This window comes from Streptomyces sp. NBC_00271, from assembly GCF_036178845.1.
GTDB lineage: Bacteria > Actinomycetota > Actinomycetes > Streptomycetales > Streptomycetaceae > Streptomyces.
On sequence record NZ_CP108070.1, the window covers coordinates 10,747,972 to 10,773,988 of the forward strand.

At 70.9% G+C, this 26,017-nt stretch carries 24 protein-coding genes and 1 pseudogene; 9 read left to right on the forward strand and 16 right to left on the reverse strand.

Translation table 11 applies throughout. From position 1 onward, the window contains the following. Positions 1-386: 386 nt before the first annotated feature. A complete protein-coding gene (locus tag OG798_RS48980) occupies positions 387-767 on the reverse strand; it encodes a VOC family protein (protein WP_121418111.1) in 381 nt (126 codons plus the stop codon). A 177-nt stretch (positions 768-944) separates the two neighbouring features. Further along, positions 945-1,064, reverse strand: a pseudogene (locus OG798_RS48985) (IS5/IS1182 family transposase); the annotation flags it as partial. Positions 1,065-1,211: 147 nt separating this feature from the next. Here OG798_RS48985 and OG798_RS48990 point away from each other — a divergent pair. Then, positions 1,212-1,712, forward strand: a complete 501-nt coding sequence (locus OG798_RS48990; RefSeq protein WP_179436296.1) for a VOC family protein — start codon at positions 1,212-1,214, stop codon at positions 1,710-1,712. A gap of 69 nt (positions 1,713-1,781) precedes the next feature. Here OG798_RS48990 and OG798_RS48995 read toward each other — a convergent pair whose 3' ends face one another. From OG798_RS48995 to OG798_RS49015, 5 genes are all read right to left on the reverse strand, one after another. After that, positions 1,782-2,132, reverse strand: coding sequence for a UBP-type zinc finger domain-containing protein (locus OG798_RS48995; protein WP_095850553.1), 351 nt, complete (start codon positions 2,130-2,132; stop codon positions 1,782-1,784). Next, the gene (locus OG798_RS49000; RefSeq protein WP_120987032.1) at positions 2,129-3,577 is read right to left on the reverse strand and encodes an ATP-binding protein; all 1,449 of its coding nucleotides are present in this window, start codon (positions 3,575-3,577) and stop codon (positions 2,129-2,131) included. The genes OG798_RS48995 and OG798_RS49000 overlap by 4 nt, the downstream gene beginning before the upstream one ends. Beyond that, positions 3,574-5,250 (reverse strand): FAD-dependent oxidoreductase, encoded by a 1,677-nt coding sequence (locus OG798_RS49005; RefSeq protein ID WP_328759413.1) that lies wholly within the window; start codon positions 5,248-5,250, stop codon positions 3,574-3,576. Before OG798_RS49005 ends, OG798_RS49000 begins: the two co-directional genes overlap by 4 nt. A gap of 75 nt (positions 5,251-5,325) precedes the next feature. Further along, positions 5,326-6,576, reverse strand: a complete 1,251-nt coding sequence (locus tag OG798_RS49010) for a DUF4032 domain-containing protein (RefSeq protein WP_328759414.1) — start codon at positions 6,574-6,576, stop codon at positions 5,326-5,328. A gap of 49 nt (positions 6,577-6,625) precedes the next feature. Continuing rightward, on the reverse strand, positions 6,626-7,450 hold the full coding sequence (locus tag OG798_RS49015; RefSeq protein ID WP_121413603.1) for an amidohydrolase family protein: 825 nt from the start codon (positions 7,448-7,450) through the stop codon (positions 6,626-6,628). 125 nt (positions 7,451-7,575) lie between these two features. On the opposite strand from OG798_RS49015, the gene OG798_RS49020 reads away from it, so the two are divergent. Continuing rightward, positions 7,576-8,145, forward strand: coding sequence for a pyridoxamine 5'-phosphate oxidase family protein (locus tag OG798_RS49020; RefSeq protein WP_328759415.1), 570 nt, complete (start codon positions 7,576-7,578; stop codon positions 8,143-8,145). On the opposite strand, the gene OG798_RS49025 is transcribed toward OG798_RS49020, so the two are convergent. The 3 genes from OG798_RS49025 to OG798_RS49035 form a co-directional block, all read right to left on the reverse strand. Then, positions 8,135-8,947 (reverse strand): N-formylglutamate amidohydrolase, encoded by an 813-nt coding sequence (locus OG798_RS49025; RefSeq protein WP_121413602.1) that lies wholly within the window; start codon positions 8,945-8,947, stop codon positions 8,135-8,137. The two genes, OG798_RS49020 and OG798_RS49025, sit on opposite strands and share 11 nt — an antisense overlap. 38 nt (positions 8,948-8,985) lie before the next feature. After that, the gene (locus tag OG798_RS49030) at positions 8,986-9,444 is read right to left on the reverse strand and encodes a cyclic nucleotide-binding domain-containing protein (protein WP_121413601.1); all 459 of its coding nucleotides are present in this window, start codon (positions 9,442-9,444) and stop codon (positions 8,986-8,988) included. A gap of 149 nt (positions 9,445-9,593) precedes the next feature. After that, positions 9,594-12,299: a SpoIIE family protein phosphatase gene (locus tag OG798_RS49035; RefSeq protein WP_328759416.1), complete on the reverse strand. Its 2,706-nt coding sequence runs from the start codon at positions 12,297-12,299 to the stop codon at positions 9,594-9,596. 189 nt (positions 12,300-12,488) lie between these two features. On the opposite strand from OG798_RS49035, the gene OG798_RS49040 reads away from it, so the two are divergent. Beyond that, positions 12,489-12,725, forward strand: a complete 237-nt coding sequence (locus OG798_RS49040) for a DUF6296 family protein (RefSeq protein ID WP_060900045.1) — start codon at positions 12,489-12,491, stop codon at positions 12,723-12,725. 76 nt (positions 12,726-12,801) lie between these two features. Here OG798_RS49040 and OG798_RS49045 read toward each other — a convergent pair whose 3' ends face one another. Beyond that, the gene (locus tag OG798_RS49045; RefSeq protein ID WP_147474097.1) at positions 12,802-13,068 is read right to left on the reverse strand and encodes a hypothetical protein; all 267 of its coding nucleotides are present in this window, start codon (positions 13,066-13,068) and stop codon (positions 12,802-12,804) included. Between OG798_RS49045 and OG798_RS49050 the strand changes: the two genes are divergently transcribed. The 3 genes from OG798_RS49050 to OG798_RS49060 all read left to right on the forward strand — a co-directional run bounded on the left by OG798_RS49050 (position 13,067) and on the right by OG798_RS49060 (position 15,418). Beyond that, entirely contained in the window at positions 13,067-13,189 is a 123-nt protein-coding gene (locus tag OG798_RS49050) for a hypothetical protein (RefSeq protein ID WP_257016269.1), read from the forward strand. The two genes, OG798_RS49045 and OG798_RS49050, sit on opposite strands and share 2 nt — an antisense overlap. Positions 13,190-13,397: 208 nt before the next feature. Continuing rightward, positions 13,398-14,201, forward strand: a complete 804-nt coding sequence (locus tag OG798_RS49055; protein ID WP_328759417.1) for a MerR family transcriptional regulator — start codon at positions 13,398-13,400, stop codon at positions 14,199-14,201. Continuing rightward, entirely contained in the window at positions 14,198-15,418 is a 1,221-nt protein-coding gene (locus OG798_RS49060; RefSeq protein ID WP_328759418.1) for a glycosyltransferase, read from the forward strand. The genes OG798_RS49055 and OG798_RS49060 overlap by 4 nt, the downstream gene beginning before the upstream one ends. Before the next feature lie 311 nt (positions 15,419-15,729). On the opposite strand, the gene OG798_RS49065 is transcribed toward OG798_RS49060, so the two are convergent. Beyond that, on the reverse strand, positions 15,730-16,935 hold the full coding sequence (locus OG798_RS49065) for an MFS transporter (RefSeq protein ID WP_328759419.1): 1,206 nt from the start codon (positions 16,933-16,935) through the stop codon (positions 15,730-15,732). A 208-nt stretch (positions 16,936-17,143) separates the two neighbouring features. Here OG798_RS49065 and OG798_RS49070 point away from each other — a divergent pair, with 208 nt between their 5' ends. Beyond that, the gene (locus OG798_RS49070; protein WP_097228698.1) at positions 17,144-18,139 is read left to right on the forward strand and encodes a DUF5937 family protein; all 996 of its coding nucleotides are present in this window, start codon (positions 17,144-17,146) and stop codon (positions 18,137-18,139) included. Between the two features lies 1 nt (position 18,140). Here OG798_RS49070 and OG798_RS49075 read toward each other — a convergent pair whose 3' ends face one another. Both OG798_RS49075 and OG798_RS49080 read right to left on the reverse strand, forming a co-directional pair. Beyond that, the gene (locus tag OG798_RS49075) at positions 18,141-18,941 is read right to left on the reverse strand and encodes a VOC family protein (protein ID WP_120987044.1); all 801 of its coding nucleotides are present in this window, start codon (positions 18,939-18,941) and stop codon (positions 18,141-18,143) included. 229 nt (positions 18,942-19,170) lie between these two features. Next, positions 19,171-19,386, reverse strand: coding sequence for a DUF4177 domain-containing protein (locus OG798_RS49080; RefSeq protein WP_067381461.1), 216 nt, complete (start codon positions 19,384-19,386; stop codon positions 19,171-19,173). 165 nt (positions 19,387-19,551) lie between these two features. On the opposite strand from OG798_RS49080, the gene OG798_RS49085 reads away from it, so the two are divergent. Continuing rightward, on the forward strand, positions 19,552-21,066 hold the full coding sequence (locus OG798_RS49085; protein ID WP_328759420.1) for an aminotransferase class V-fold PLP-dependent enzyme: 1,515 nt from the start codon (positions 19,552-19,554) through the stop codon (positions 21,064-21,066). Positions 21,067-21,118: 52 nt separating this feature from the next. Here OG798_RS49085 and OG798_RS49090 read toward each other — a convergent pair whose 3' ends face one another. Together OG798_RS49090 and OG798_RS49095 are read right to left on the reverse strand one after the other, a co-directional pair. Continuing rightward, positions 21,119-22,825, reverse strand: a complete 1,707-nt coding sequence (locus OG798_RS49090) for an ATP-binding cassette domain-containing protein (protein ID WP_328759421.1) — start codon at positions 22,823-22,825, stop codon at positions 21,119-21,121. 82 nt (positions 22,826-22,907) lie between these two features. Further along, a complete protein-coding gene (locus OG798_RS49095) occupies positions 22,908-24,686 on the reverse strand; it encodes an acyltransferase (RefSeq protein ID WP_328759422.1) in 1,779 nt (592 codons plus the stop codon). A gap of 331 nt (positions 24,687-25,017) precedes the next feature. Here OG798_RS49095 and OG798_RS49100 point away from each other — a divergent pair, with 331 nt between their 5' ends. After that, positions 25,018-25,776: a hypothetical protein gene (locus OG798_RS49100; RefSeq protein ID WP_095850539.1), complete on the forward strand. Its 759-nt coding sequence runs from the start codon at positions 25,018-25,020 to the stop codon at positions 25,774-25,776. The last annotated feature ends 241 nt before the right edge of the window (positions 25,777-26,017 follow it).

Genomic DNA, 26,017 nt, shown 5'->3' on the forward strand with positions numbered 1-26,017 from the left:
GCAGATCCGACCAATCGGACCAACCCGGAACGAGAGACGGCCCGCCGACCGGACGAGTCGTGCGGGCGGGTTGACGCTGGTGCAGCACATTGGTTCCTGGATCTTGCCCGCTCCCCGACGACCCGGCTCCAGCCACCCTCACACCGGCTCCACTGGTCCTGCTGGCGCCGACGCCACCAAGCCATTGCCCGCCACCGCCACTACCAACGCCGCACGCGCCCCGATCGGGTGAGGCACGAACTGCCACCGCCCTGACAGTGCGTCAGTCAACTACACTCCAAACAAGGCCTCTGACCAGCGGCAATGGAGAACCTTGACTGGAATACGAGTACTGCAGCGGCACTTATCGCGGGGCTGACGCTGGGTTCGAGAAAGGGCTGAGATCACTAGGACAATGTGGCGCGCTCGGATTCGGCCAGCAATATGCAGAACTCGTTGCCCTCGGGGTCGGCGAGAACAACCCAGCCCCAGCCGTCGGGTTTGCGGCGATCGGCGACCAGGGAGGCGCCCAGGCTCAGCAGCCGCTCAACCTCTGCGTCCCGCGAGGTGTCGGGGCGCAGGCACAGATGGAGCCTGTTCTTGGCCGACTTCGGCTCCGGAACCTCGTTGAAGTGCAAGGCCGGGCCGCCGGGCAGCATGATCTCGGTCTCGTCGTCACCCGGTTCGTCCTCGGGATCCAGCGGTTGTCCGGTCACATCGCTCCAGAACCGCGCCAGTTGGTAGGCGTTCGCACAGTCGATCGCTATGTTCGTCACCGTTGAGCCCATGCGCGCGATCATGTCCGAGCGGCGCTCCGCCCGCCACCGGAATATGGCCCCGCCCACGGCCTGCTACTGCATTGGAACTTACGAGGCCGGTGGCCCCGGCGGCGGTAATGGCTGAGACGGGCGCGGTGTTGATGGCGTACTTGGGCCCGCGCGATGTTGGGGCGGGCCCTCGCCGCGAGCTACCGTTTCGCTGGGTGACGGCGTCCTGGCAGTGCCGTCCACGATGAGCACGGTGTCCTTGGCGAACCGTTGGCGGGGCTGAAGCGCGAGCGTCGGGCCGAGATGGTCGATGATGCGATCCGGGTGACCAGTGACGCCGGTTCGGCTTCGGCACCCCGGGGGTGACCGACCGAGGACACCGCGGCCGCCACCGACCGGTGGCCCGCGTGCGGTCGCGAGGTCTAGAGTGAGGACAAAGTGGTTGAATAGCGAACGGAGTTTCCCATGAGCGCACTGGAGCCCCTGGACCTCGCGGCGATCGAGGCGGAGCGCACGCGCATCCGCGACACGCATCTGGCCTCCGACCGGCCGGCGAGTTCCGCACGCGGAGTGCACCACGTGGCGCTGCTCTCCGCCGACGTCGAGCGGACCGTCCGCTTCTACCAGGGCATCCTGGAGTTCCCGCTCACCGAGGTGATCGAGAACCGCGACTACAAGGGTTCCACCCACTTCTTCTTCGACGTCGGCAACGGCAACCTGCTGGCCTTCTTCGACTTCCCCGGCCTCGACCTCGGCCCCTACGCCGAGGTGCTCGGTGGACTGCACCACCTGGCCATCTCCGTCGACCCCACCACCTGGCAGCGGCTGCGCGAACGGCTCGACGCCGCCGGGGTCGACTACGAGGAGGAGAGCGGCACTTCGCTCTACTTCCGCGACCCCGACGGCGCCCGCGTCGAACTCCTCGCCGAGCCCTTGGGCGAGATGTACGGCCACTCCGTGCGCTGACGTCCGCTGAAGGCGCGGGGCGGAGGGCACGGGGCGGAGGGCACGGGGCTGAAGGTACGGGCCGACAGGTCAGCCCAGCGCGCTCATCCAGTTCGCCGGCACCCGCCCCGCGGGACCCGGTGTCGGCTGGTCCTCGGGGTGGCTCAGCGGGGGAGCGAGGTCCGGGCCGGTCTCGTACAGCTCGGACGTGTCGAAGTTCCAGAACCAGGCCTCGCCGGGTTCGAAGCTGCGGATGATGGGATGGCCGGTGCTCTTCGCGTGCGCCGTGGCGTGCTTGGCGGGCGAGTCGTCGCAACAGCCGATGTGGCCGCACTGCGCACAGCGGCGCAGATGGAACCACCAGCCGCCGGCGGCGTCGCAGTCCCCGCACCCCGGACCGCTCGGCGGGACACTCGGATCGATTCCGGCGGGCAGGCTCATGAAGACTCCTCGGGTGTTTCGGTGTCCGCGACGGTCAGGGGAAGGCGTACCTGGAAGCGGGTGTCGCCCGGGACGGACTGCACGTGAATACTCCCGTGGTGCTTGTTGACGACAATCCGAAACGAGATGTCCAGACCGAGCCCCGTCCCCTCACCGACCGGCTTGGTGGTGAAGAACGGGTCGAAGATGCGGTCGCGGATCTCGGGCGGTACCCCGGGACCGCTGTCGCGGAACTCGACGAGCAGCTGGTCGTGGTCGAGTGCGGTGCGCACGGTCAGGGTCCCCTCGCCGTCCATCGCCGAGACGGCGTTGTCGATGAGGTTCGTCCATACCTGGTTCAACTCGCCCGGATACGCGGGGATCTTCGGCAGCGTACGGTCGAAGTCCTTGACGACCTTGACGCCGGAGCCGATCTTCCCGGAGAGCATCATCAGCGTGCTGTCCAGGAGGTCGTGGACGTCGACGACCTGATAGGGCGCGCGGTCGAGCTGCGAGTACTGCTTGGCCGCGTCCACGAGGTGCGTGATACGGGTCGTGGAGTCCTCGATCTCGTTCATGAGGAGCTCGGTCTCCACGGTGTAGTTCAGCCAGTGGACCGCTCCCTGGAGCGTCTCCTCGTCCACGGCCGCCGCGACCTGGTCCAGCCAGTCCGTGTCGAGCCCCGCCTGTACGAACGTCGGCGCGAGCTGCCAGCCACCCGCGATGTCGTGGTCGTCCAGCCAGTCGGCGAGCGCGTCCTCCCGGTCGGAGGCCTCCAGCGGGCTCAGCGGCGTGGCCTTGGCGACCCGCTCGGCGGTGCGCTCCTGGATCTCGACCAGGATTTCCAGAGTGTGGCGCTTGTAGGGGCCCGCGGCGATTACGCCGAGCTTCTGCCGCATCTTCGCGACCCGCTCCCGCAGCGCCGAGGTGGCCCGGACCGCCGCCGCGGCCGGATTGTTGAGCTCGTGCGTCAGCCCGGCCGACAGCGAACCGAGCGCCAGCAGTCGTTCGCGCTGCCCGATGGTCCGCTGGGCGTTCTGGGTGCCGTAGAAGAGCCCTTCCAGCAGGTGTACGGCCATGGGGAACCAGTCCCGCATGATCGAGGAGAAGGTCTCGGCGGGCAGGATGAAGAACCGGGAGGGCACGGTGACACGGAGGGAGCCCCGGTAGTTCGCCTGGTCCGGCCCGCTCACATAGGCCTGGGTGGCCCCCGCGTACACCCCGCGCTGGGAGCTGCGGGTGGTCTCCACGTCGTCGCCCCCGACCCGGCGCGACATCACCAGGGTGCCTTCGAGGAGCACGAAGAAGCAGGTGGCCGGATCGCCCTCAAGGTAGACGGGACCCGGGTCGAACTCCTCCACCCGGCCTTCCCGGCACAGCCGGCCCAGCTGGTCCGCGTCCAGCTTCTCGAACAGGAACAGCGTGCTCAGTTCCCCCATGTCGCACGGCATCGGCCGCCCGCTCATGACTGCTCCAGATAACGGTGGACGAGCATGACGGCCATGGCTCCCTCTCCGACCGCGGAAGCGACCCGCTTCGCGGACTCGGCACGCGCGTCCCCGGCCACGAACACGCCGGGAATATTGGTCTCCAGGTGGTACGGCGGCCGGTCCAGTTCCCAGCCCTTGGGCGGCTGCCCGTCGATGGTCATGTCGGGACCCGCCGGGATGAATCCGCGCCCGTCCCGCAGCACCGTCCCCTCCAGCCAGTCGGTGAGCGGGGCCGCGCCGATGAACACGAACATCCACTGCGCGTCGACGAGTTCGGTGTGCCCGCTCGTCACGTCCCGCAGGGTGAGCTGCTCCAGATGGTCCGTGCCGTGCGCCGCGTCGACGACCGTGCAGGTGCGCACCGTGATGTTGGGCGCCTCCTCGATCTGCTGGATCAGATAGTGCGACATCGAGGCGGACAACGACGTTCCCCGTACGAGGAGGGTGACCGACTTCGCGCCGCGCGACAGGTACATGGCGGCCTGACCGGCCGAGTTCGCCCCGCCCACGATGTACACGTCGTGGCCCTGGCAGGCGGCCGCCTCGGTCAGCGCCGAACCGTAGAAGACGCCGCATCCGGTGAGGTCGGCCAGGCCGGGCGCCTGCAACTGCCGGTACGAGACACCGGTCGCCAGGATCACCGCGTGCGCGGAGATCGCCGAGCCGTCCGAGAACCGGATGGTGCGGGACGCTCCGGTGACCTCGAGGCCGGTCACCTCGCGCGCGGTGAGGATCTCGGCGCCGAACTTCGCCGCCTGCCGCCGCGCCCGGTCGGTGAGCTGGCCCCCGGACACCCCGTCCGGGAAGCCGAGGTAGTTCTCGATACGTGAGCTCTGCCCGGCCTGCCCACCGGTCGCCGACCGCTCCACGAGCACGGTCCGCAGCCCCTCGGACGCCCCGTACACGGCCGCTCCGAGGCCGGCCGGACCACCGCCGATGACGACGAGGTCGTAGAACTCCGACGTCGGCGTCGTGGCCAGCCCGACCCGCGCCGCGAGATCCGGGTCGGCGGGCTCGATCAGTGGCGTACCGTCCGGTGTGATCACCAGCGGCAGCCGCTCCCCGTCCTGACCGGCCGCGGACAGCAGCCGCTGCCCCTCCGGCGTGTCGGACGAGTACCAGCGGTACGGCACCTGGTTGCGGGCCAGGAACTCCCGTACGTCCGAGGAGCGCGCCGACCACCGGTGTCCGACCACCTTGCAGGTCGGGACGGGCCGGTAGTCGCTGGTACGCCAGGCGTCCAGGAGATCGTCGAGGACCGGGTAGAGCTTCTCCTCCGGCGGATCCCACGGCTTGAGCAGGTAGTGGTCCAGATCGATCACGTTGATCGCGTCGATCGCCGCGTTCGTGTCCGCGTACGCGGTCAGCAGCACCCTGCGTGCGCCGGGGTACACGTCGAGCGCCTGTTCCAGGAACTCGATGCCGTTCATCTGCGGCATCCGGTAGTCGGCGAGGATCACCGCCACCTGGTCGCCCCGCAGCTTCAGCTCCTTGAGCGCGTCCAGCGCGGCATCCCCGGACTCCGCGCGCACGATCCGGTGCGACTCGCCGTAGCGGCGCCTGAGGTCGCGCGCCACGGCGCGCGACACCCCGGGATCGTCATCCACGGTCAGAATGACGGTCCGCGCTGTAGCGGCGGCCTGTGCCATACGTCTCCCACCCCGAGCAGGACAGTGTCGTCCTCAATCGTATGTACGAACGGCCGCCTTCGCTCTGGAACCGCTTCACGCGGGCTCTGTGGGGGCCTCGGCCTGTGACAGCAGGGACTCCCGCATCTTGGGGAGGATGTTGGTGACGTAGTCCTCCACGGCGGTGTCCAGGCCGATGTCGTGCTGCGCCTGCTCGGACAGGTACCAGCGGTGTTCGAGGAGCTCGTGGTAGATCTCGGCCGGGTCCATGGAGCCGCGCAGGTCCAGCGGCACCGCCCGGACGGTCGGCCGGAACACGTCCCGCACCCAGCGGTGGGCGAGGACTTCCGGGCGGGCGGTCAGGGGGTCACCGGGCGTGTAGTCGTCCTGGGTGGCCATCCAGCTCTCCAGGTCGTTCAGGAGCCGCCGCGCCTGGTTCTCCTCGGCGTCGAGCCCGGTCAGCCGCAGCAGCTGGCGCTGGTGGTGGCCCGCGTCGACGACCTTGGGCACGAAGGTCACCGTGTCCCCGTTCGAGGAATGCGCGATCTGCATCTCGGCGACGTCGAAACCGAGGTCGTTCAGGCGGCGGATCCGCCGGTCGATGTAGTGGTGCTTGCCCGCCGGGTAGACGGACGTGCGGGTCAGCTCGTCCCACAGGCTCTGGTAGCGCGCGCAGATCTCCATGCCGAACTCGATCGGGTCGACGGAGGGGTGCAGGGCCCCCGCCGCCTCCAGGTCCAGCAGCTCCCCACTGATGTTGACGCGGGCGAGATCGAGGTCGTACTCCCGTTGCCCGCTGCTCAGTTGCGGGTGCAGCTCCCCGGTCTCGGCGTCCACGAGATAGGCCGCGTACGCTCCGGCGTCGCGCCGGAACAGCGTGTTCGACAGCGAGCAGTCACCCCACGCGAACCCCGCCAGATGCAGCCGCACCAGCAGCACCGCCAGCGCGTCCATCAGGCGGTGCATGGTGGCGGGCCGCATGGTCGTCTCGAACATCGACCGGTACGGCATCGAGCCGCCCAGGTGCCGGGTGATGAGGACGGGCTCCAGGGGGCCGGCCTCGCCGTCGGTGCGCCCGGTGACCACGGCGAGCGGGTCCACGGCGGGAATGGAGAGCCGGTCCAGGCTGCGCAACAGTTCGTACTCGCGCAGGGCGGGCCGCTCGGCCAGCTCCTTGACGGCCACGACCTCGGTCCCGGCGCGCGCGTAGCGCACCACGTGCCGCGAGATGCCGCGGGGGAGCGGGACCAGGTAGTGCTCCGGCCACTCTTCCAGGGGCAGTTGCCAGGGCAGTTCGAGCAGGAGCGCGGGGTGCTCCGGGTTGGTGGCGCTGATCTGCAAAGCCATCGACGGGCTGCCCTCACCTCGGGGTCGAACGTGTACCTGGCCCCAGCATCTACGAATGATCCCCGAGGCGGAAGACGCGGCGGGCGTTGCCCGACAGGAACAACTCGGTGGTCTCTGCGTCGAGGCGCAGGTCAGGAAGGTGTTCCAGGGCCTGACTCGGCGTGATCATGGGGTAGTTGGAGCCGAAGAGGACCTTGCGCCGTCCTCGGCCGCGCAGATAGTCGACCAGTTCGGTCGGGTAGCGGCGGGCGGTGTAGGCGCTGGTGTCGATGTGGACGTTGGCGTGTTTGTCGGCCACCGAGATCATCTCCGTGGTCCACGGGTAGCCGATGTGCCCGCAGACGATGGTCAGTTCGGGGAAGTCCAGCGCGACCTGGTCGATGTACGGGATCGGCCGGCCCGTCTCGGAGGGGCGTAGCGGCCCGGTGTGTCCGACCTGGGTGCAGAACGGGATGCCGAGCTCGACGCATGCGGTGTACAGCGGGTAGTAGAGCCGGTCGGTGGGCGGCAGCTGCCACAGCCACGGCACGATCCTGAGGGCCACGAAGCCCAGCTCCTGGACGGCCCGCCGCAGCTCCCGCACGGCCGCGACGGGCTGGGTCAGGTCCACGCCCGCGACCCCGCGCAGCCGCCCTTCGGACCGGGCGACGAACTCGGCGACCTCGTCGTTGCCGATGAGAGGCCCCTGCGGCCCGTACCAGGCCGCGGACAGCCCGATCTCCACGTCGGCAGCCGCGAGCGCCGCCACCGTGACCTTCACCGGAAGCGGCTCCTCCAGCAGCCCCATGCCGGTCCAGCGGCGCAGCGACTCGAACATCTCGTGGTTGGAGTGGCGCAGTGTGGGGTGCTGCATCCACGCGTCGACGACCGGCATGATCCCCTGCCCTCCCCGGGCTCGTTGCCAAGCGATTGCTCATCGCGACCCTAGAGGGGTCCGCGCGCGGAGTCAGCGCTTCACGGGAACCATGGGTGAGGACCGAGGACCGAGAGGACTCCGCCATGCCGACACGGGCACAGACGCAGGAACCGCACACCGATCTGGACGCGCGCTACAGCTCCCCCGGGGCCACCGCCACTCCCTGGGCCGAGGCCGTCTCCCGCCTGGAGGAGGCCGAGATCTTCTGGCTGTCGACGGTACGTCCGGACGGCCGACCCCACGTGACCCCACTGATGTCGGTGTGGCTGAACGGGGCGCTCCACTTCGCCACCGGCGCGCGGGAGCGCAAGGGGCTGAACCTCGCCGCCAACCCGCACGTCGTTCTCACCACCGGCACCAACGCCTACGGCGAGGGTCTCGACCTGGTGGTCGAGGGCGACGCGGTCCGGATCAGCGACGAGAAGCGGCTGGCCGAGCTGGCGGCGGCGTGGGAGGCGAAGTACGGCCCGGAGTGGCACTTCGAGGTGCGCAGCGGGGCCTTCGACTCCGCCACGGCGGCTGCGGCGCCGCCGTCGACGGAGGAAGCCGGGGACGCGGGCCTCGCCCTGGTCTTCGAGGTGGCGCCCCACACCGTCTTCGGGTTCGGCAGGGGCAGGAGTTTCAGCCAGACCTGTTATCGCTTCACCCGCTGACCATGGCATCGACGAGAGCCGTCAGCGCGGAGGTGAGTCGTGGGAACCCGGGGCCTGTGGGGCCTCCCGGTTCGGTCATGTACGTGTCCCGCCGGATCTCCACCATCAGGGCGGTGACCCGCGGCTCCCTCTCGTAGAAGCGCAGCGGGACGTACGCACCGGAGAACGGGCTGTCGATCCCGACACCGCTCAGGCCCGCGAACGCCTTCTCCGCGAGGGCGACCAGCTCGGGCGGCGTGTGAAAGGAGTCGGTTCCCAGACAGACCTGCGGTCGCGGACCGTCGCCGTGCAGCTCGTACGGCAGCCGGGCCGTCGGATACGAGTGGACGTCGACGATCACCGCCCGCCCGGCGACGGCGAGCCGGTCGGCCACCGCGGCGGTCATGGCCGCCGCGTACGGGTGGAAGTAGCGCTCGATCAGTGGCCGTGGGTCGACGTCGGCGGCCCGCAGCGGTGTGCGCCGGGTCGTCCTTGTGTAGACCGCGCCCATTCCGACGGACAGCATCTCCTCCCGTTCGTCGGGAAAGCGCTCGGGATCGACCACCAGCCGGGACAGCCGGTTCACGAACCGCCATGGGGTGACCTCGGCCGCCCGCGCCGCGGCCGCGGCCAGCTCCGCGGTGTGCGCGTCCGTGATGTGGTCCAACTCCCGCTCCAGCGCGGTGTCGTCGAGCGCGATGCCGGCGCGCACCGGCGCCGGAATGCACCGAGAGGAGTGCGGGACGTGCAGGATGACGGGAGAGTCGGGGGCACCGGGCAGGAGCTCGAAGGACGTCTCGTCGCGGTCAGGAGTCTGGTTCACATGAGATTCCTATCGCAGCCCGGCCCCCATCGCTCACCTCAGCGCACGCCGCCACCGCCGTGGCGCGCGTAGTGCTCGATCAGGGCCGCCCGGGTCGTCTCCAGCCGGTGCGCGAGGATCGCGGCGATGGTCCGGGTCAGCGACAGTTCCAGGGCCGGATCCTGGTCGCACAGCGTGCGCACCTCCGCGGCATCGAACTCGTACGCGCGTACGGGACTGAATGCCTCGGCGCCGAAGTCCCAGTGGTGCGGCGGGAACAGCCACGACCAGCCGAGCAGATCGCCGGGCCCCAGCGTCGCGACGGAGATGCGTCGCTCCCCGACGACCCGCTGGTGCAGGGAGACCGTTCCGGAGCGGATCACCCAGAAACGGTCCGCGGTTCCCCCTGCCTCGAAGATCTTTCCGTCCGCCGGGAAGGAGACCTCCCGGGCCAGGGACATCAGCCGTGCCCTGTGGTCGGGGGAGAGGGCGGGCAGCAGCCGGAGAGCAGTGGGCATCGCGGACCTCCATCGCACCGCCGCAGGGCCCCATGGAAGCGACGGCACATGTCGTACCGGTGTATCCCGTCACCTCCATTGGACCGGCAACCACGGATTTCGTCGCGCCGGGGGACCGGATCGAGACCGTGCGCCCTTGGGCGAGCCGCTCAGGGCAGCGGTTGTTCGGCCCAGATGACCTTCCCGGCCGGGGTGTAGCGGGTGCCCCAGCGTTCGGCGAGCTGGGCGACGAGGAACAGGCCGCGTCCGCCCTCGTCCGTGGTGGCCGCGTACCGCAGGCGGGGTGAGGTGCTGCTGTTGTCCGAGACCTCGCAGATCAGGCTGCGGTCGCGCAGCACGCGGACCTGGATGGTGCCACTGCCGTAGCGGATGGCGTTCGTGACCAGTTCGCTGAGGATCAGCTCGGTGGTGAACGCCATGTCGTCGAGGCCCCACTCCGCCAGCTGCCGGGTGACCGAGGCGCGTACTTCCCCCACCGCCGCCGGTTCGGACGGCACCTGCCATTCGGCGATGTGCTCGGTGCCGAGCACGCGGGTGCCCGCGATGATCAGGGCGATGTCGTCGCTCGGGCGGTCCGGGAGCAGGGCGTCCAGGACCGCCTGACAGGTGTCGTCCGGTGACCGGTCGACCCCCGTGAGGGCGGCGCGCAGCAGCTCGAGCCCCTCGTCGATGTCCCGTTCCCGGTCCTCGACGAGTCCGTCCGTGTAGAGCACCAGACGGCTGCCCTCGTCCAGCTTGAGTTCGGCCGTCTCGAACGGCAGACCCCCGAGCCCCAGCGGGGGCCCGGCGGGCACATCGGGGAACTCCACGCTGCCGTCGGGACGGACCAGCGCCGGGGGCGGATGGCCGGCCCGGGCGAGCGTGCAGAGCCGGGAGGCCGGGTCGTAGACGGCGTACAGGCAGGTGGCGCCGGTGATCGCGGCGCTGCTGTCCGCCGACGCCTCGTCCTGGTCGATGCGGGCGACCAGCTCGTCGAGGAGCCCGATGATCTCGTCGGGCGGCAGGTCCAGGGCGGAGAAGTTGTGGACGGCGGTCCGCAGGCGCCCCATCGTGGCCGCCGCGTGCAGTCCGTGGCCGACGACATCCCCCACGACGACGGCGACCCGGGCGCCGGACAGCGGCAGCACGTCGAACCAGTCCCCGCCCACCCCCGCCTGCGCCGGAAGATAGCGGTAGGCGATGTCCAGGGCGCTCTGCTCGGGCAGGTTGCGCGGCAGCAGACTGCGCTGCAGCGTCACGGCCATGGTGTGCTCGCGCGTGTAGCGGCGCGCGTTGTCGATGGAGACGGCGGCACGGGCGACCAGTTCCTCGGCGAGGGCCAGCTCCTCCTCGTCGAAGGGCTCGGGCTTGCGAGAGCGCCAGAAGTTGACGACGCCCATCACCAGGGGGCCCACCCGCAGCGGCACGGTGATCAGCGAGTGGATGCCGTACTCCACCACCTGCGTCGTGCGTTCCAGGTCCTGGGCGAGCCAGCCGGGGGCCCCTTCGAGGTCGGGCTCGACGACGGCCTCGCCCGTGCGCAGGCTCCGGGCCTGGGGAGTGGAGGCGACGAAGCGGATCTTCTCGCCCACCGGGTACAGCGGGGCGTCCTTGCGGATGCCGCTGCACGCGGTACGGCGCAGCTCGGTGACCCCGTCCGGCTCTTCCCCGTTCAGAACGGCGTCCGCCAGGTCCACGGTCACGAAGTCCGCGAACCGCGGAACGGCGACCTCGGCCAGCGTTTCGGCGGTGCGGGTCACGTCCAGACTGGTGCCGACGCCGACCCCGATGTCGTACAGGAGCTTGAGGCGCTCGCGCGCCACCTCCGCCCGGCCGGACAGCGCGCGCAGCTCGGTCGAGTCACGCAGGGTGGCCACACTGCCGGGCGGGCCACCCTGGAGGTCCGTGGGCCGCTGGTTGATGGCCAGCAGCCGGTCCCCGACCAGATGCACCTCGTCCGTGGCGACCCGTCCCGAGGCGAGCAGCTCGGCGGTGTCCGCCTCGAGGCCCAGTTCCAGGACATGCCGCCCCTCGGCATCGGCGGGCAGGTCGAGCAGGCGCTGTGCCTCGTCGTTGGCGAGCAGCAGCCGTCCCTCGCCGCCGGCGATGATCACCCCCTCCCGGACGGCGTGCAGCACCGCGTCGTGGTGCTCGTACATCCGGGTCATCTCGTACGGGCCCAGGCCGTGTGTCTGGCGCAGCAGGCGCCGGCTCACGAGCGCCGTACCCCCGGTGGCCAGGGCGAGCGCGGCGGCCGCGGCGCCCAGCAGGAGGGGCAGCTGCCGGTCCGCGACACCGCCCACGTTGGCGGTCGTGATACCGGCCGACACCATGCCCACGACCTTGCCGTCGGGCGCCTTGATGGGAACCGTGGCCTGCACCAGCGGCCCGATGGTCCCGTTGATCTCCTCGGTGATGGAATGGCCGGCCAGCACGGGGGCGGTGTTCCCGACGAACTTCTTGCCGATCCGGTCCGGTTTGGGGTGGGTGTAGCGGATCCCGTCGGTGTTCATCACGACGATGAAGTCCACGTGGGACTGCTTGCGTGCGGCCTCGGCCTGCGGCTGCAGCACGAGCGTGGGGTCGGGGCTGCTCAGCGCCTCGCGGGTGCCGGGCGCGTGGGCGAACGTCTCGGCGACGGCCAGCGAACGATTGCGGGCCTCCTGCGTGCTGTCGTGCCGTACCTGCAGCACCAGCGCCACCACCGCGGCGACGATCAGCAGCAGCACGATCACCACTTGCAGCACGAACACCTGGCCCGCCACGCTGCGCCCGCCCAGCGCGGACCGCGGTCCCCACGCGGGTCTGCGCCCCGCACGCGGACCGCCTGGGCGAGGGGTCGACCGAGTCCGGGATCGACCCAAGAGCCGGACCATGTGCCTATGTCTACACTGCCGGGCGCCCCGAGGCGAGGGGCGGCGCGTGGTGTGACAGGGGCCCGTTCGGGCCCCGTGGCACGGGCCGCTCGGCGAGTGCTGCTGTCGGGCTGATCTGGCCGCATCATGGAGGAGGGTCGATTTGCCCGCTTATGTAACTCTGGCTTGTCTCGGGTACGGGAGGTCGTCATGCACACTCCGGACCGCTACCGGTTGATCTTCACCCATCAGGAATCAGGCGTCGGCGTCATCACCGACGAGGTGGTCGTCGAACGGACCGACGCCCTTGGACCGGGCGGGAACCCGGTGTACTCCGACCCCACCGGCATCCTCCGCGCCGAGATCAGCACAGCCGGGGAAGTGCGGATGCTGGCCAGCGGCGGCTACCAGTCACCGATGGTGCCCACCGCCGAACCACTGCCCTGACCGTCCGACCCAGGGCCTGTCCGGCGGATCATCCCGGAGACACGGGGTCTGGCACGCCCTCCCCCAAGCTCTTCGATCAGGGGGTCGTCTTCGTCATCGTCGCCCAGTGATCTTCAACTCCCTGTCCGCGCAGGCGCTCGCCGACCTGGTGATCGCCCTTCGGGCCAGCCGTGAGCCTGGCGTGCACTTCCGATGGCGGACGAGCGGGAATCCGTTCCGGCGGATCGATCCGCGCCGCAGGCGGATCGTGGTCCGGTCCGGTCCGCCGATCCGGATCGGCCGGAGGATCCGAGCGCTTCACCCCGCGATCCGGAACGGTCAATGAACTGGTCCGCGCCGTCATGGTCGACGGCATCACCGATCCGGCCGTCGTCCTCGCGGAGGTCCGTGCCGACAAGCCGGACGCGAGCGAGGAGATGGTCAAGCGCATGGTCCGGCTGTACCGCGTCAACGGGAGCGGCTGAGCGCTCGCCTGGCGGTCTCGCAGCCGCCGGGCAGCGACGCATACCGGGGACCCACTGAGGGGCCGGGAGGCATCGACCTCCCGGCCCCTCGGGCATGCTGGGTTGCTCGTTCTTGCCGCGTGCTCTCAATGAGGACTCCGCAGCGAGCGCGAGTTGACCCTCCCCCCACGTCAGGCTTGAGGCTGTATGCCGACGAAAGGGCAGGTGGATGAGCTACTCCGTGGGGCAAGTCTCGGCCTTCGCCGGGGTGACGGTGCGTACATTGCATCACTACGACAAGGCGGGACTGCTCTCGCCCAGTGACCGCAGCCACGCCGGCTACCGGCTCTACGGTGAAGCTGACCTGGTCCGTCTCCAGCAGATCCTCTTCTACCGTGAACTCGGCTTCTCCCTCGATGAGATCGCCGCGATCTTCAAGGATCCGCAGGTGAACCCCCTGGAGCGCCTCCGGGCCCGGCAGCGGCAGTTGAGTGAGGAGATCGCCAGACTGCAGCGGCTGGCCGAGGTGGCGGAACGGGCAATAGAGGTCCAAAAGACCGGGGTGTCCCTGACTCCTCAGGAACGTTTCGAGGTCTTCGGTGAGATCACCTTCGACCTGAGCTATGCCACCGAGGCGGAGCTGAAGTGGGCGCACTCGGAGGGACAGCGCGAGGCGATGGCGCGCGCGACTGCCCACACCAAGGAGGATTGGCGCCAGCTCATGGGCGAGGCCGCCGCCTGGCGCGCGGAGCTGCTCGCGGCCTTCGACGAGGGGGAGCCGAGCGACGGCGAGCGCGCCATGGACCTCGCCGAGGAGCACCGCTTGCACATCTCGCGCTGGTTCGCCTCCTGCCCGCCCGACATGCACCGGCGCATCGCGGACGACTTCGTCGCCGACCCGCGCGCCTTCGCTCTGGTCGTACCGCCGTCGCAGCAACGGCCGGGCCTGGCTGCCTATACGTGCAAGGCGGTCCACGCCAACGCGGCCCGCCACGCAGGTGGCCGTACTGATTCCGAGGAGGAGGACCGATGAGGATCCTGATCGCCGCGGCTGGATCGCGCGGCGACGTCGCGCCCTACACGGGCCTGGGCGCCGAACTGCGCCGGGCTGGGTACGATGTTGTCCTCGCCACCACAGACACCTTCGCGCCCCTCGTACGCGACGCAGGGCTGGAATTCCGCAGTCTCCCCGCCGACCTGCGGGTGCGTGGCGGCGCCACAGGCAAACGTGAACTGATGCGCACCGCTGCCGCCTTCATCACCGAACTGGGTCAGGGTTTCGCCGACGCGATGGACGAGGGCGCGGACCTGCTCCTGCTGTCGACCACCACGGCCCCGCTCGGCTGGCACCTCACCGAGGCCACGGGCACACCGAGCCTTAGCCTCGGTGTATATCTCCAACCCACGGCACCGACGGGCGACTTCCCGCCCGTCGTCACAGGCTCGCGCTCACTGGGCCGGCTCGCCAACCGAGCAACCGGACGCTTTGCTCTGCGGATGGCCGACCGCGTGTATGAACAGGCGGTCGCAAAGCTGCGCCATCGCCTCCAGCTGCCCGCGGCCTCCCCTTCCGAGATGCGTCGGCGACAGGAACGGGCGAATTGGCCCATCCTGCACGGCTTCAGCACGGCCCTGGTGCCCCGTCCCTCCGACTGGCGCCCTGGCCTGGAGGTCGTGGGCAACTGGTGGCCCCATCACGATCCGGCCGAACGGCTGCCTACTGACCTGGAGGACTTCCTGCGTGCCGGACCCCGGCCCGTCCTCATCGGCTTCGGGAGCATGGCGTCCGGCGACGGGGAACGGCTGAGCGAGATCGCTGTGCGAGCCCTGCGCCGTGCCGGGCTGCGCGGCATCCTCCAAGCCGGCAGTGCCGGGCTCGCCGCCGACGGAGAGGACGTACTCACCATCGGGGACGTACCACACGCCCTGCTGTTTCCACGGCTGGCCGCGGTGGTCCACCATGGCGGGGCCGGCACCTCGGCCGCCGCGTTGCGCGCTGGAGTGCCCGCGGTCACCGTACCGGTGACTGCGGACCAGCCGTTTTGGGCGGGGCGACTTGCCGCCCTCGGCGCCGCCACCGACCCGATCCCCTTCCGGTCCCTCACCGCCGAACGGCTTGCCGACTCAGTCGACCAAGTAGTGAAGCAGCAGGCACACAGTCGAGCCGCTGCAGAAGCGGCGCAACACCTGGTGACCGAGAACGGAGCGGGCCAGGCGCTCAAGGCCATCCAGCAGCTGACCGATGGATGATGCCAATCCGTTCCTTGTCCTCGTCCGAGGCCCGGTCAACTGCTCTCTCAGGCTCGTGAGGTCGGTGCATCGCCCGGTACCTCAACGTGGCCTCCTCGCCCTGCACTTCGACGGGCGGGTCCCGTGACTCGGCCAGCTCGTAGATCACTCCCAGGACACATCGGGGCACCCCTCCGCCGGCCACCGCGAACGACAGAAGGCAGTGACATGCCACCGGGGCGCCTCGTGCTGCGTCGATCAGTGGGGCGAACACGGCGCCTGGCGCTGGGTGGACGCGCCAGGCCCCGCTCACTCGCGCTTATGAGATGCCGCTACTTTGCTCCGACCTGATCCGCCGGACAGGCCCTCGCCCGCGACGAGCCGGTCGCGGGCCAGGTCAGCGCGGCCAGGGCGCCGAGCGTGAGCACTGCGCCGACCAGGAACGTCCCGCGCACCCCGGCGGCGTGGAGCACGGCGCCGCCGGTCAGCGCGCCCGCCGCGACGCCCGCGTTGAAGGCGGCCGAGTTCGCCGCCAGAGCGAGTTCCGTGCGTCCGGGCGCGACGTGGAGGACCTGACTCTGCGTGGCCATGAAGACGGGGCCCACCGACGCGCCCAGGAGCATCAGCAGGGCGACGGCCGCCACCTGGCTGCGCCCGCCGGCCAGGTACAGCCCGAACAGCGCCACCGCCTGGGTCGCGACCGGGACCGTCAGGGTCGCGCGCGGGAAGCGGTCGAGGAGCGGGCCGGCCGCCGAGACGCCCGCGATGCCCGCCACCCCGAACGCGAGCAGCACGGCGCTCACCGAATCCCTGGAGAAACCGCTCACCTCGCCGAGGAAGGCGACGACGTACGTGAATCCCGCGAAGGCGCCGGTGACCGACAGCGCGGTGGTCGCCAGCACCACGGCGAACCGGCGGACGTCAGGAGCCGCCCCGTACGCCGCGTGTCCCTCGTCCGGGCGCGAGGTCGGCAGCAGGACGGCGACGGCGACGAGCGCGACGAGGCCGAGCGCGCCGAGCACCACGAAGGGCGCCCGCCAGCCGCTGTGCCCGCCCAGCCAGGTCCCCGCCGGAACCCCGAGCACCGTGGCGAGCGAGCCCCCGACGGACAGCAGCCCGATCACCCGCCCGCGCCGCTCGGGCGGGAACAACCCCACGGCGACCGGACCCATCACCGCCCAGAACAGCGCCTGCGCCAGCGCGGTCGCGATCCGTGCCGCGAGCAGGAAGCCGTACGAGAGACCGCTCAGCGCCGACATCCAGCTGGCCGCCACGAGCAGCCCCAGCAGGCCCGACAGCAGATGGCGGCGAGGGATCGACCGGGTCAGGTGCGCGACGGGCAGCGAGACGACGGCCACGGTCAGGCCGTACCCGGTGACCAGCAGCCCGACGGAGGAGAGCGACACACGCAGGTCGTCCGCGATGAGCGGGAGCAGTCCGACGGGAAGATTCTCCGTGGTGTTGAAGGTGAACGCGGCCAGCATGAGCGCGGCGACGACGGCTGCCCTGCGCCAGGTGGTGAGACGAACGCTCGCCATCCACGAGCCTTTCTACGAGAGGTTGTTGAGAGGGGTTGTCGAGGCGGTTCGTTGAGGGGGTTCGTTGAGGGGGTGCTGAAGGGGGGGCAGCCGGATGCGGCCACGGGCCAGCCTGTGGGGTCGCCACGCGGCCCACTACTCTTTCGGCTGGAGCCGAATCGCCCATCCCGACCCCGTGAGCTCGGCCGAAGACCCGTCGGAGACTGTTTTGCCGCTGACCCTGCACCTCGGCACCGAAGATCTGACGCGCTGCCGGTTCGCGGTGTCCCCGCTCTGCCAGACGCACGAGGCGCTGCGCATGCTGCGACGCCCGGACCGGCACGCCTTCCACCGGGACTGGCTGCGGCGCGTGCGCGACGTCGTGGCGGGCCTGGACCTGGCGGAGCTGTGGCTGTTCATCCCCCGCAAGGGCGGCTACACCCCGGACTTCCTCGGACCGCCGCCGCGGACGCCGAACGCCTCCTTCGAGGAGGAGTTGGCCCAGATGCGTGCCACCGACCCCGCCATGGCCCGTACGGAGCTGGCGCGTTCGCTCGCCTGCACACCCGGCGCCGCCACATCGCCGTACGGGCGGGCGGCGTTGGAGGACCCGGCGGGCACCGTGCGACGCCTCGCCGACCTCACCGAGCGGGCCTGGCACGCGCTGCTCGCCCCGGACTGGCCCCGCCACCAGGCTCTCCTGGAGTCCGATATCGCCTACCGCTCACGGCAGTTGGCGGACGGCGGCCTCGAGGCACTCTTCAGCGACCTGCACCCGGAGATCGGGTGGGCGGACGACACCCTCACCCTGCGCATGTACGCCGACCTGAAGGAGGCGCAGGGGCCCGACGGGCGGGGGGTGCTGCTGATGCCCAGTGTCTTCGTACGGCCCGACGTGGTGAGCGGCTTCGCCCGGCCCTGGCAGCCGACGGTGATCTATCCGGCCCGGGGCACGGGCGGCCCGCCGACCGGGGCCGCCCCCGCCGAGGCGCCCGCCGCGCTGGCCCGGCTGCTCGGACCCCACCGCGCCGCCGTCCTCGTCGGCCTCGACGGTCCCGCCTCGACCACGACCCTGGCGAACCGCCACGGTCTGGCCCTCTCGTCCGTCTCGTCCCACCTCTCGGTGCTGCGCGAGGCCGGACTGCTGGTGTCGCACCGACAGGGGCAGTACGTCCTTTACGAGCGCACGGCGCTGGGGGACGCACTGGCGGCCGGGGCCCGGTGAGCTACGGGGCGCCCTTGCAGGTGACGGTGAAGTGCGCTCCGTCGGGGTCGGTCAGGATGGCCTCGGTCGAGCCGAGGCCCTGCTGGTGGGCCGTGCCGCCGTGGGCGCGTGCGGCGCGGGCGGCGGCCTCGACGTCGTCGACGGTGAAGTGGATCTGCCAGTGCGGCCGGATCGTCGGGTCGGGCGCCGCCTCGACCGCGCCGGAGTGGATACGGGCCACCACGTCCCCCCGGCTGCGCAGGACGACCTCGTTCTCCTCGTAGCGCACCTCGCAGGACCCGGGGGCCGAGGACGCCCACTCCAGGACCTCCGCGTAGAAGATCGCGGCGTCGAAGGCATCGCGGGTGTGCAAACGTACGAAAACCGGTGCCGCCCGCCGCCACTCCTCCCAGCCGGCCACCAGCTCGCCCTCCCAGATGCCGAACACCGCTCCGTCCCGGTCGGCCAGCAGGGCCGCCCGGCCCGGCGGGAACGACAGCGGCCCCACCGCGGTCGTCCCCCCGCGCTCCTGACTACGGGACACCGTCTCGTCCGCATTCGCCACCGCGAAATACGGCGTCCACGTGGCCATCCTCGCTCCGATGCCGGACATCGCCGAGACGCCGGCGACCGGCACCCCGTTGACCCGGGCGAATCGGTACTCCCTGCCCAGCCTGCCGGTGTGCCACTCCCAGCCCAGCACGGCGTGGTAGAAATCCTGCGCGGCCCGCAGATCGCGTGTGGCCAAGCTGACCCAGCAGGGCGCTCCGAACACCGAGTGGCTGGAGACAACCGCACGGTCGAGTGTTCCGTCGCTCTTCATCGCTGTACCGTCCTGACCTCACTGGCCGACAGCGGCTGGAGACGAGTACTCCGGGATGTCGGTGGCGTACGGCACGCGACCGGCACCCGCCCAGCCCGGGGAGGCCTTCCGCACCGGAAGGCCTCCGACGGCTCAGGAGTACCCGCGGATCCGCTGTCTCATCAGCTCCAGCATCCCGCGCCTCGGCCTCCCACGCACCATACAAGGAAATAAACGGGCATAAACGGATTTATGCTCGGGGTCGCTCGAAGGTCAGGAGCAGCCCCTCCACCGCGCCGGGGCCTATGCGGCCCTTGACATCGGCGGACGTGATGGCCTTGAGCGCCCAGCCGTCCCCGGCGTGCTTGTTCAGAACCTTCTCCAGCTTGTCGCTGTCCAGCGCGTCGCCGATGAGCGACTCCCGGAAGGTGACGACCTTGTACTCGTACGTGTAAGCGTTGCTCATGACTGCGGGGTTCTCCTGCGGTTCGAACGGTATGGCCGCGCCCACCCAATCACTGTTCGATGCCGTGGCACAGGGGAGAGGGCCGTCCGTACGGATACCTTGGGTGAAGCTTCATGGAGGGTCGGTCCGGGGCGTGGGGAAGGACCGGCCGGGCGGAGGGAACTCATGGACAAAGCACCGGGCAGCGGCCACATACACGCGACCGACACGCCTTCCGGAGGCACTGCCGCCGGCGAAGGGGGCGCGGACGGCTTCGCCGGGCTGCGGGCGCGCGACTTCGGCTATCTCGACGAGGGCGGCCACACCTATCTCGACCACACGGGCGCCGGGCTTCCGCCACGCTCGCTCGTCACGGGGAGTGCCGAACGGATCACCGGCGGGTTATTCGGCAACCCGCACTCCGAGAGCCCGGCCTCCCGCGCCTCGGGAGTGCTGCTCGCGGAGGCCCGCCGCGCGGTGCTCCGGCACTTCGGTGCGGACCCCGCCGAGTACGCCGTGATCTTCACGCCCAACGCCACGGGTGCGCTGCGCCTGGTCGGCGAGGCGTATCCGTTCGCGCGTGGCAGCCGGCTGGTGATGTCGCAGGACAACCACAACTCGGTCAACGGTCTGCGCGAGTACGCGCGGGCCAGAGGAGCCGCGACGGCGTACGTCCCCGTGAGCGGGCCCGGCCTGCGGATCGACGAGGAACGGCTGTGGGACGCGCTCACCGCGCGCGGACGCGGTCCCGGACGTCACCTGAGCCGCCTGAGCGGCCTGGGGCGGCGTGGTGGCGTGGGGCCGCGTGGGCTGCTGGCCTATCCGGCCCAGAGCAACTTCACCGGTGTCCAGCATCCGCTGGAGTGGATCGCGCGGGCGCAGGAGCAGGGCTACGACGTCCTGCTGGACGCGGCCGCCTTCGTGCCGACGAACCCGCTCGACCTCGGCCGGTTCCACCCGGACTTCACCGTGGTCAGCTGGTACAAGGTCTTCGGTCATCCCACCGGCATCGGCAGTCTGATCGCCCGCCGGGAGGCCCTCGCCAAGCTGCGCCGGCCCTGGTTCTCGGGTGGCACGATCTACGCGGTCAGCGCGCAGGCGCAGTGGCACGTCCTCGCGGACGACGAGGCGGCCTTCGAGGACGGCACGGTGAACTTCCTGTCCGTCCCGGACGTCACCGCCGGGCTGGAGTGGATCGACCGCCTCGGCATGGACCGGGTGCGCGCCCACGTCACCGCCCTCACCGGCCAACTGCTCACCGGCCTGCGCGCGTTGCGCCACAGCGACGGTTCCCCGATGGCGCGTGTGTACGGCCCCCCGGACGCCGGGGCGGACCGTGGCGGCACGGTCGCGCTCAACCTGTTGGGTGCGGACGGCCGGATCGTCGACGAACGCGTCGTCACCCGTGACAGTGCCGCGCGCGGCATCTCCCTGCGGACCGGCTGCTTCTGCAACCCGGGTGCCGGCGAGGCGGCGTTCGCACTGCCGCTGCGCCGACTGCGCTCGGCCGCGGGCAGGCAACTCGGTTCGATGGAGGAGTACTTGGACCTGCTGCGGCTGCCTTCGGCGGGTGCCGTCCGCATCTCCCTGGGCGTGTCGTCCCAGCCCAGGGACATCGAGACGTTCCTGACGTTCGTGACCCGGACCTACCGCGACCGGGTACCGGGGGTGACGGGGCTGGCGGCTCGGGTGGGGTGCTGAGGGCCTGGCGGGGGATGACAGCCCTGAGGGTCTGGCGGGGGGTGACAGCCGCTCAGCGACCCGCCCGGCTCCGTGCCGCGCCCTCCCGGCACTTGCGCACCAGGACCGCCCACGTCACCGCGAGGAACAGCACCGCGAACCCCGCGAGGATCAACCAGCCGCGGCTCGCCGGATGACCGAACGAGTCCCCGTACGAGTCCAGGAGCGGCGGTCCCAGGGGCGACGCGCCCGTGCGCCACAGCGACTCCAGGCCGACCCCGCTGCCCAGTGCCTCGAACGCCCACCGGTTGGTCATCGCCCAGCTGATCGCCTCCCCGGCACCGGTCATCCGCGGCACCGGCACGAACGCCCCCGAGAACAGGACCTGCGGGAAGCACAGCAGCGGCAGCATCAGCGTCGCCTGGCCCGGCTCCGTCACCGCGGCCGAGGCCAGCAGTCCCAGCGCGAGGGCCGCCGCCGAGGCCAGCACGCTCGACACGAACAGCGAACCGTACGTGCCCCATCCGGCCGCGGGCAGCCGGTCCAGCGCCCGCAGCACCACCAGCAGCAGTACGTCGGCGACCGCGAGCACCGGCAGCATGGTGGTCAGCTTCGACGCGACGTAGGGACCGATCCGCAGCCCGGCCAGCCATTCCCGGCGCAGTACGGGCAGCTCCGTGCAGATCTGCAGCAGTCCGTACGTCAGGCCGAAGAAGAACGCGCCGAACGCGATCCAGAACATGATCATCGCGGTCGATCCGGGGTCGGGCGCCGCACGATCGAAAGCGCCCGCCCGGAACAGCACCGCGAACATCGCCACGATCATCACCGGCGAACCGGCAAGGACGGCGACGGAGAGCCGGTTGTGCAGGAGGAGTGCGGTACCGCGACGGGTGAGCAGCGCCCATTGGCGCAGGGCACCGACACGCCGGACGGGAACCGGAGGTGACGGTGTGTCGGCTCGGTGTACGTCGTCCGGCGGCGCGGCGCGCTCGACGCGTACGCCCTGGGCCACCGCCTCGTACACCTCCTCGACCGTGCCCACCCCGAACGCCCCGCACAGCGCGCCCGGTTCACCGGCGTACGCGACCTCGCCGTCGGGGGAGAGGAAGACCACCTGGTCGCCGCGGAGCAGATCGGCGAGCGTGTGAGTGGTGAGGACGACGGTGGTGCCGTCCTCGGCCAGCCCGCGCAGGGTCCGCAGCAGGGCGGCACCGGTCACCGGATCGAGCCCGGAGGTGGGCTCATCGAGGAGGAGCACGCGGGGGCGGGTGAGCAACTCGGCGGCGATACTGGCCCGTTTGCGCTCCCCGCCGCTCAGCGCGCGCACGGGCGTCGCCGCCCGGGAGGAGAGACCGAGAGCCTCCAGGACCCGGTCCACGCCCGCCGCGACGGACTCGGGCGTCGTGCCCGGCGGCATGCGCAGACCCGCCGCGTACACCAGCGTCCGGCGCAGCGGCAGCTCGTGGTGGATGATGTCCTCCTGCGGCACGAACCCGAACTCAGGCCCCGGCGGGCCGGGTTGCGTCCCGTCGTGCAGGACGGTCCCCTCCGTCGGCGCGCGCAGCCCGGCGAGCGTCTGCAACAGGATCGTCTTGCCCGCCCCGCTGCTCCCGGCGATCACGGTGAGCCGCCCGGGCGTGACGTCGAGGGACACGTCGTGCAGGACGTTCCCGGCGCCGTGTATGCGCTGCCCCACCGAACGTGCCTGGATGCGCAGGCCGTTGACCGAGGTGGCGGAGGCTTCGGCGGACGAGGGCGGCTGTATGGGCGTCGGCATGGGTGCAGCATGCCAGGGGGTGGCGCACCGCGCGGCCCAACCGTACGCGCACGCCCCCGGAGGACGCGGCGTTTCGCGCGAGCTACCCCGGCGTCGCGAACCCCGGCGACCGGGCCGGCTCCGGGCGATGGACTCCGCGCGGCCGGTACGCGAGCCGGTCCGCCACGCCCACCAGATCCGCGAGCAGCCATACGATCGCGAGCCACATCTCGGTGCCCTGAAGCCCCGGCTCGCGGCCCGGACCCCCACCGCCCTCGCCCGCGGGACCGAAACCGAATCCGGCGCCGTCCCGCCACCGCCCCAGCGCCCGTGTCAGCTGTTCCTCGGCCCACGCCCGCATCTCGGCCGCCCGATGCCCACTGCGCCGTCCCGCGAGCCACAGGGGATGGGCCACGTCCAGCACGTTGCAGGCGTTCTCCCGGCCGGCCGCGAACCAGCGCTGATCGCGGCCATGGGCCAGTACGGTGTCCACGACCCGCTCCGCGTACGGCACATCGAGCCCGAACTGGGCGTAGGAGCCCCGGGTGAGCCGGTAGTAGCCGTTGACCAGCTGCAACCGGCCCGCGGCGGGCGACCCGGCGGTGCCCCACATCCCCGTCCACGGGTCCACCCGTGTGGTGAGCCAGCCGAACAGCGCCTCCAGCGCGCCCGGCTCCCCGTCCTCGACGCCGAGCTCCAGATTGCGCTGGGCGCCGGTCGCCCAGCAGTCCACCCACGCGCCGGCGGACCAGGTCCGCGTCCGCCACGGCAGCGACTCCAGTCGCGCGAGCAGCTGTTCCACCGTCATACGGCGTACCACGTGCACGGGTTGGGCGAGGCGGGAGCCCAGCAGGTCCAGGGCGTAGCCCACGGCCAGCACGTGGTACTCGGCGGTGCCGTCATCGATCCAGCCGTCGGCGGCCGGGGCGGGAAGCACCCCCGGACCGCCGTCCGGACCGAACTCGGGCACCAGCCCGCTGCCCGGATCCTGAAGGGCGCGCAGCCGCGCGGCGTGTTCGTCGGCGGCCAACTGCTCCGGAGGCGAGCCCAGCAGCAGGTCGGCGATCTCGACGGCGTCGCAGTGTGCGCGAACGGTCGCGGGAGCGCCCGGCCGGTCGGCGTAGCGGCCGGTGTCGGGGTTCCAGCACCGGGCGACGAGATCGGCGGCCTGCGCCCGGGCCCGGTCGGCGAACCGGGCGACGGCGTCCCCCAAGTCGCCTGACGGGTCCCCCGGGCGGTCGCCTGACAAGTCGTCCGAGAGTCCGCCCGGTAGTTCGACCGAGACCGCTCGATCCCGTCGTGGTCCGCCCTGGGCGTGGCGGTCGCGCAGGGGGCGGGCCGGGTTGCCCGCCGCGACTGTCCACGGCGCCAGATCCTTGGTGACGACCGCGCCCGCGCCCACGACGCAGTGGTCGCCGATCGTCACCCCGTCCAGTACGACCACGTGCGAGCCGATCCACACGTCGTCACCGACGGTGATGCCCTTGCCGGTGAGGGGCTGCCGGTGCACCGGCCGGTCGGGGGCGAAGCCGTGGTTGAAGCCGAGCAGCGAACTGTGCGCGCCGATCCGGACCCCGTCGCCGAGGGTGATCCGGCCCCGGACCGTGGCGTACGGGTTGACCGTGCAGTCGTCGCCCGCGGTCAGATCACCCGTGACGTAGGCGTGCCCGGCGATGTAGGAGTCGGCGCCCAGGCGCAGTGTGTCGGTGAAGACCCCGGCGGCCGGAGAGACGTAACAACGCTGCCCGAGGCGCGCGCCTGATTCCGCCAGTCGTCGCTGGTGCGCGTCCTGCGCGGCCCGCTGCCCGGCGGAGGCACGGCCCACGAAATCCCAGGGGCAGTAGTCGAAGTAGGCGTCATCGAGACCGGTTTCCGCGTCCATCGCACGGGAGTCTAGAGAGCGCTTGCCATCCGGGCAACGCCCGGGAATCGGCCCGGGCTACGACCGCACACCCCGTGATGGTGTACCGCCGCAGCCCGGAACACTCCGTGGGACCCGCGTCCGAGCGCACACGGGCTCCCCCATCCCCGCGGCGTGACGACCGATCCGCACGTCGTGTCGTGATCCTGCAATCCCCAGCCATGCATGTCAACTGCTCTAGCCGAGTACGGCTATTGGAGTATCTTCCGCTCTGGTTGGCCGGGCCCGGCAGCGGCTAAAGTCTCGGAAGTCAACGTGCAGTTCCCCCCGTCCGACACCAGGAGACCTGCCGGTGAGAGAAACGCGCCGAGCGCTCGCCGAGACCCTCAGCCGTATCGGCTCCCTCATCGGGGACGGGCGAAGCCGCGACGACGTGCTCGACGTGGAACAGCTCTCGAACGAAAGCGGCGTCCCACGAGACGTCGTCCGGATGCTCCTGGACGGCGAGGAGCCACCCGCCGAGGACATCACCGACCGGATCGTCCGCCGCATCGTCCACCTGCGCGAGACACGCCTGCGCCCCGACGGGACCCGTCACTCCTACGACGAGATCGCCGCCTCCTACGGGGCCTCCAGGGCGTCCCTGTCGAACCTCGTCAACAGCCGTCGGAAGACGCCTTCGCCGCAGACGCCCTCGTCGCAGACGCCTTCGCGGCAGGCGCTCTCGCAGCAGGTGTCCTCGGAGCAGGTGCCCTCGCAACAGACGGGGGAGCGGCGGCCGGCCCGCTCCGGCGGCCCGTTGGCATCCACCCAGGCCGGCATCGAGACGTTCTTCTTCGGTCAGCCCAACGGCTGGCTCTCCGCCGAACCGCAGGCCTCGCTCGACAACGCCCTCCAGTCCGTCCTGCACGGCCTGGAGGGCGAGGCGGCCGATCCGATGGCTCGGCTGCGCAGTACGCACGGACTGCGGGAGTTGGCCGCGCGTGCCCCACAATTGGCCGAAGAAGAGCTTCAGTTGGTGACTGACTGGATCGACACCATCCTGCAGCGAAGAAACGCTCAGCGGGTACGGGGTACGGAATCGGACAGTTCGCACACCGAAGGGCACTGATCATGGGGGCACCCGGTCGTACGCAGGCGCGTCGCCGTCCGGGACGGGAAGCCCACCCCGCGCCGTCCGCCAGGCGCGGCCACCGGCAGGCGCCCTGTGCGCGGGCCCGAGCGCGTCCCGAACGTATCGGATGCGCCAGGCCCGGATGCGCGTGTATCCCGTTTGATCGGTATTTGATCCCCCTCAGCTTGCTGCAGACCGCAGAGCCTGGCGTGGCCGACAAGGCACCTTGTTTGGCATA

Bases quoted from the DNA above. Each gene is read 5' to 3' on its own strand.
- OG798_RS49010 (WP_328759414.1), bottom strand. From the start codon at position 6,576: ATGGCTTTGCAGATCAGCGCCACCAACCCGGAGCACCCCGCGCTCCTG.
- OG798_RS49035 (WP_328759416.1), bottom strand. From the start codon at position 12,299: ATGGTCCGGCTCTTGGGTCGATCCCGGACTCGGTCGACCCCTCGCCCA.
- OG798_RS49030 (WP_121413601.1), bottom strand. From the start codon at position 9,444: ATGCCCACTGCTCTCCGGCTGCTGCCCGCCCTCTCCCCCGACCACAGG.
- OG798_RS49095 (WP_328759422.1), bottom strand. From the start codon at position 24,686: ATGGACGCGGAAACCGGTCTCGATGACGCCTACTTCGACTACTGCCCC.
- OG798_RS48990 (WP_179436296.1), top strand. From the start codon at position 1,212: ATGAGCGCACTGGAGCCCCTGGACCTCGCGGCGATCGAGGCGGAGCGC.
- OG798_RS49055 (WP_328759417.1), top strand. From the start codon at position 13,398: ATGAGCTACTCCGTGGGGCAAGTCTCGGCCTTCGCCGGGGTGACGGTG.
- OG798_RS49050 (WP_257016269.1), top strand. From the start codon at position 13,067: ATGGTCGACGGCATCACCGATCCGGCCGTCGTCCTCGCGGAGGTCCGT.
- OG798_RS48995 (WP_095850553.1), bottom strand. From the start codon at position 2,132: ATGAGCCTGCCCGCCGGAATCGATCCGAGTGTCCCGCCGAGCGGTCCG.
- OG798_RS49065 (WP_328759419.1), bottom strand. From the start codon at position 16,935: ATGGCGAGCGTTCGTCTCACCACCTGGCGCAGGGCAGCCGTCGTCGCC.
- OG798_RS49080 (WP_067381461.1), bottom strand. From the start codon at position 19,386: ATGAGCAACGCTTACACGTACGAGTACAAGGTCGTCACCTTCCGGGAG.
- OG798_RS49000 (WP_120987032.1), bottom strand. From the start codon at position 3,577: ATGAGCGGGCGGCCGATGCCGTGCGACATGGGGGAACTGAGCACGCTG.
- OG798_RS49075 (WP_120987044.1), bottom strand. From the start codon at position 18,941: ATGAAGAGCGACGGAACACTCGACCGTGCGGTTGTCTCCAGCCACTCG.
- OG798_RS49015 (WP_121413603.1), bottom strand. From the start codon at position 7,450: ATGCCGGTCGTCGACGCGTGGATGCAGCACCCCACACTGCGCCACTCC.
- OG798_RS49045 (WP_147474097.1), bottom strand. From the start codon at position 13,068: ATGACGGCGCGGACCAGTTCATTGACCGTTCCGGATCGCGGGGTGAAG.
- OG798_RS49040 (WP_060900045.1), top strand. From the start codon at position 12,489: ATGCACACTCCGGACCGCTACCGGTTGATCTTCACCCATCAGGAATCA.
- OG798_RS49060 (WP_328759418.1), top strand. From the start codon at position 14,198: ATGAGGATCCTGATCGCCGCGGCTGGATCGCGCGGCGACGTCGCGCCC.
- OG798_RS48980 (WP_121418111.1), bottom strand. From the start codon at position 767: ATGGGCTCAACGGTGACGAACATAGCGATCGACTGTGCGAACGCCTAC.
- OG798_RS49020 (WP_328759415.1), top strand. From the start codon at position 7,576: ATGCCGACACGGGCACAGACGCAGGAACCGCACACCGATCTGGACGCG.
- OG798_RS49085 (WP_328759420.1), top strand. From the start codon at position 19,552: ATGGACAAAGCACCGGGCAGCGGCCACATACACGCGACCGACACGCCT.
- OG798_RS49090 (WP_328759421.1), bottom strand. From the start codon at position 22,825: ATGCCGACGCCCATACAGCCGCCCTCGTCCGCCGAAGCCTCCGCCACC.
- OG798_RS49005 (WP_328759413.1), bottom strand. From the start codon at position 5,250: ATGGCACAGGCCGCCGCTACAGCGCGGACCGTCATTCTGACCGTGGAT.